The sequence below is a fragment of the Deltaproteobacteria bacterium genome (assembly GCA_016208165.1).
GTDB lineage: Bacteria > Desulfobacterota > Desulfarculia > JACQYL01 > JACQYL01 > JACQYL01.
The window spans coordinates 1-4,353 of the sequence record JACQYL010000128.1 but is presented as its reverse complement, the minus strand read 5'-3'; the positions used below and the strand labels follow the sequence as shown (position 1 = coordinate 4,353).

General features: G+C 54.6%; 3 protein-coding genes and 1 tRNA gene. 1 reads left to right on the top strand and 3 read right to left on the bottom strand.

Annotation, left to right across the window (positions count from 1 at the left end; genetic code table 11):
* From HY788_23010 to HY788_23000, 3 genes are all read right to left on the bottom strand, one after another.
* A partial coding sequence (locus HY788_23010) for a DEAD/DEAH box helicase (GenBank protein MBI4777013.1) occupies window positions 1-2,309 on the bottom strand: 2,309 nt, incomplete at its 3' end.
* A gap of 890 nt (window positions 2,310-3,199) precedes the next feature.
* A complete protein-coding gene (locus HY788_23005; protein ID MBI4777012.1) occupies window positions 3,200-3,496 on the bottom strand; it encodes a nucleotidyltransferase family protein in 297 nt (98 codons plus the stop codon).
* A 306-nt stretch (window positions 3,497-3,802) separates the two neighbouring features.
* A tRNA-Ala gene (locus HY788_23000) sits at window positions 3,803-3,878 on the bottom strand.
* 148 nt (window positions 3,879-4,026) lie between these two features.
* Between HY788_23000 and tyrS the strand changes: the two genes are divergently transcribed.
* Window positions 4,027-4,353 (top strand): tyrosine--tRNA ligase (gene tyrS / locus HY788_22995; GenBank protein ID MBI4777011.1); only part of this gene is annotated, 327 nt, incomplete at its 3' end.

The window sequence follows — 4,353 nt, the reverse complement described above, 5'->3', positions numbered from 1 at the left end:
TCCACCGCCGCATAGAGCGGATGTCCCGGCCCCATCAGTACAGCGTCAACGTGAGCGTCCTGTTCAAGGTGGTGTTTGTGGAAGGTGATCTTTCGGTAGGTCGATTCGGCTTTCCCGACCTTCTGGACGGAGCGGAGACGTTCAGAGCGAAGATCCGCAGGGACGTGCTCGACGCGCCACAACCCGTCGGCTCTCGGCTCGATCCGAAGACCCACTTCCCGAGCAGCAGCGACGAACTGCGCTTCCACATATCGAGGCATGAGCCGACGCTCTTCGACCTCGAGGTTCCGGCGCTGGAATGCTGAGAAATCCACGTGGCTTCGCGCCAGGGCAATGCCCGTGGATTCCTCGTATTCTTTGAGCTTGGCCGGATTGATGCGGTCGATCTGATCGAGGTACTCATCGAGCCGTCTGGGATCGTAGGCCGCGTCGCGGAGCATGTCCGGGAGGTTTACGTCGTTCAGCGACAGCACTTCGCCGATTACATCGAAAACGCGGCCTTCAAGGGCCTCGTTCATCTGGTCCAGCTTTTCCAGAAGCCGATGGAGAATCCGGCCTTCAACGATGGGCTGGCCGTCCTCGGAATCCGTTGCAACGAAGTTGAAGGCGTAGCAATCTCGCTCCTGACCGATGCGGTGGATGCGGCCCAGCCGCTGCTCCAGCCGGGTCGGGTTCCAGGGCATGTCGTAGTTGATCATCAGGTGGCAGAACTGGAGGTTGATGCCTTCGCCGGCGGCCTCCGTCGCTATGCATACCTGCGCACCGGTTCTGAAAACCTCCTGAGCTCGCTTGCGTTCATGGGGGTTCATGCCTCCGTGGATTTCGCAGGTGCTGAAGCCCCATCGTTCAAGATGATCGCGCACGTAGCCGAGGGTATCGCGGTGTTCCGTAAAGATTAGGAGCTTTCCCCGCCCGTCCTTCAGTTCAAGGAACTGCGCCTCGCCGAGGCACTTCTTCAATGCGGCCAGCTTGGAATCGTTTGCATTTTCCCGAACGCGTCGAGCTTGCTCCACCAATTCCTTAAGGGCGGAGATTTCAGCGCGCAACTGCTCAAGTTCCAGCGCGGCCGTGTACTCATCCACCAACTGATCGCGGACCGCATCGTCGAGATCGTCTTCGTCTTGCTCGGCATCAGGCAGTCGGCCCTGCAAAGCGGCCAGCCGCTTGGCGCGTTGGGCCGGAGTGAGTCCCTCAAGCTCATCGAGGAGATCTTCCTGCTTTTTCAGCCGCCGCTTGATTGACTCGTGGATGGCGCATGTGGAGCTTACCAAGCGGCGTTGCAAAACGGTTCGGGTCAGCGCTGCGGACGAACGTCGCTGGCCCGTCTGTTGAGGGATGAACTCATTGATGTAGGCTGTAACGCTTTTGTATAGAGTGTATTCATCATTGTTTAGGCAGAAAGTGACGGTTTTGGTATGCCGATCCGGGAAAAGCCGCTTCCCGTCCGCATCCTTAAGATCTTCTTTCAAGCGCCGGAGAGACCACGGCGAATCCTTGCCGAGGCGGAAAACATCCTTGCGGATTGCGGTGGCATGTTTCCCGAGGCGGTGTGGTTCCGGGAAAAGATCCGGGTCGATAAGTCTCAGGAAGTGGGCGAACTTGTCCTCATCACCATGGTGCGGAGTGGCTGTGAGCAGAAGCACATGGTCGGCCTGAGAAGTGAGACGCCATGCCAGGTCGTAACGTTTAGTCGTTGCTATCTTGGATTCACGATTCCGTCCGCCTGAGGTCGTACGAGCTGAGCACTTATGAGCCTCGTCAATAATGACCAAATCCCACCGCTGCTGCCAGACGCGCTCACGTACGTCATCCTGCTTGGCGTAGTCAATGGAGGCAACAATCTGGGAAGACCTCTGCCATGGATTCGTCAGTTGTTGCTGGTCAACAGCGGAAAAAATCATGTCGAAGGATTCGCCGAACCATCGGAGCATCTCGTCTTGCCACTGAATTGTGAGCGGCGCGGGGCACAGGATAAGGATGCGCTCAATCGCCCCACGCAGCTTCAGCTCTTTCACCAGGAGCCCGGCCATGATCGTCTTGCCGGCTCCCGGATCATCCGCCAGAAGAAAGCGCAATCTAGGCTGCGGAAGCATCGCCTGATATACCGCCTCGATCTGGTGCGGCAGGGTGCGAATGCCCGAAAGGCTCACGGCAAATTGCTCATCATGAGCATAAGCCAGTCGGATTCGAGCCGACTCGATCAGAAGTCGGAGTTTATCGGCATCTACGGGGGTCGCAGATTTGGATTCGCTCGGACGCGTTTCAAGGAGAGTCGTCACCTCTTCCGGTGAGATGACAGCTTCTTCCAATGAACCGTCGGGAAGACGAACGCGGCACTCAAAGCCTGCCGAATCATCAGGGCCGAGCGGTCTCGCATCCTCCAGTAGTACGGGAACATCGAAATGTCCCGGGAGGGATATACGCTGCCCAATCTGAGACGTCAGAAGACTGCTATTCATTCCCGCCCTTTTCTTGAGAAGCTACTTGTTGATTCGGACAGAATACCTCAAAATGTTAAAATTTGCTTGCATTACAGGTGCTGTATGGCCTGCTCCAACTAAATATCCTGTTCGTCTTCTCCAGACGTTTTTTGGCTTAAGTAAGCAGTCCGATAAGCAGGACCTGTAACTGGATGACGCAACGTTGACGGTCTTAAGCCGTCTCCTCTGGTGTAGTCGGACTTGGTCCGATCTTCAATATGGTGGAAGGGTAAAAGGCCGTATAAGAATGTCATTATCATATGCGATTTCCAATTAAAAGATTGGAAAAATATATAACTCGTCCCTTGCCGACTCTGTTTTCAAGAAACTTTGATTTCTGAACCGCTTTTCTATGCTACGTTCGGAATGGACGATGCAGGCGGAGCCCTTATTTACCAAAGGAGAATTAACCGATTCATCTTGTCTGCTCTGCTTCATGAAACGCTCTCACCTCGGCAAGCACCCACTCGAAAGTATCCAGGAATTCATTTAAACTCTCCGGTTGCTGGAGCCGGCCGTCCCGGTCTATGAGAAAGATTCCGTTCGACATCCATTTTTCCCCTTGGAAATGGGGGGTGAGATTGCGTGTGTTTTCGTTTAAAGCCGTCGATTAATCCTTTCGTGCGATCCTGGATTGCAGAGTTTCCAACAGAGAGCGCAAAACGGGAAGATCCTTGGTAGCGGCTTCCAGCATATCCTCCAAACGGAATTCCCATTTTCTAGGCGACATGGACCGCCTCCCGGAGTATGTCGTCTTTCAGCGCCGGATGAAGGGCATCGGGCGTTGCCAAATCCACCGGAATGCCGATCAGATCGCTTAATGCGTTCTTCAGGCGGACGAATTCAAACAAACCGATTTCGGCCTCCGCATCGAATTCCACCAAAATATCCACATCGCTTTCCGGCCGAGCCTCGCCCCGCACAACGGAGCCGAAGACCGAGAGGGATTTGACCGAGAACTCTTCCAGTAAGGCGCGGTTGCACCGGATCGTCTCGATGATCTGTTGTTTCTTCATGGAATCACCCCTTATTCTTTCCGGATTCTTCATTGGTAACAAGACCCGCCTTTAGGGTCAACGTTGTAATTCAAAGTATTCTGCGGGCTCGCCTGCCGGAAAACCGTTGGAAGCCGCCCGAACGAAATGAACTCCATGGCGCACAAACCGCTGGAATCCAGGCACTGGAATCTTAAAATCGAAGTGAAGATCGTGACGGTGAAAAGGGGGATAAGATGGGGAATAAAACGGTTTTCCGTCACAGCCGCCAAATAATAAGCGGGTTCGCCTTTCGAAGGTAACCCGCTTATTTATCGACGCTTTTGTTGGTGGAGCTGATGGGGATCGAACCCACGGCCTCATGAATGCCATTCATGCGCTCTCCCAGCTGAGCTACAGCCCCAACGAGATTGCCGAAATTACCACTCGGAGGCGGGGGTGTCAACTTCTTTTCTCGGTTTTCCGGGAAAATTACTATTGACCGGGGATAACCCCGCGGGTATTCTATGAGATTAAGTTTCAGCAAAAGGTATCAAGGAGGGCAAGAGCCCATGAATCCGTACGACATACTGTACGAACGCGGGTTTGTCGAACAGGTTACCGACGAAGCCTTGGTAAGGGATCTGTTCAACAAGCGCGTGACCGCCTATATCGGTTTCGATCCCACGGCGGACAGCCTGCACGTGGGTAGTCTGGTGCCTATCATGAGCCTGGCCCATCTTCAGCGAGCCGGACACCGTCCCATCGCCCTGGTGGGCGGAGGTACGGCCATGGTGGGAGATCCGAGCGGCAAGACGGAGATGCGCCAAATGCTCACTCGGGAAACCATTGAAGAAAACGCCAAAGGGCTCAAGAAGCAGCTGTCCAAATATGTCGAC

Bases quoted from the DNA above. Each gene is read 5' to 3' on its own strand.
- HY788_23005 (MBI4777012.1), bottom strand. From the start codon at position 3,496: ATGAAGAAACAACAGATCATCGAGACGATCCGGTGCAACCGCGCCTTA.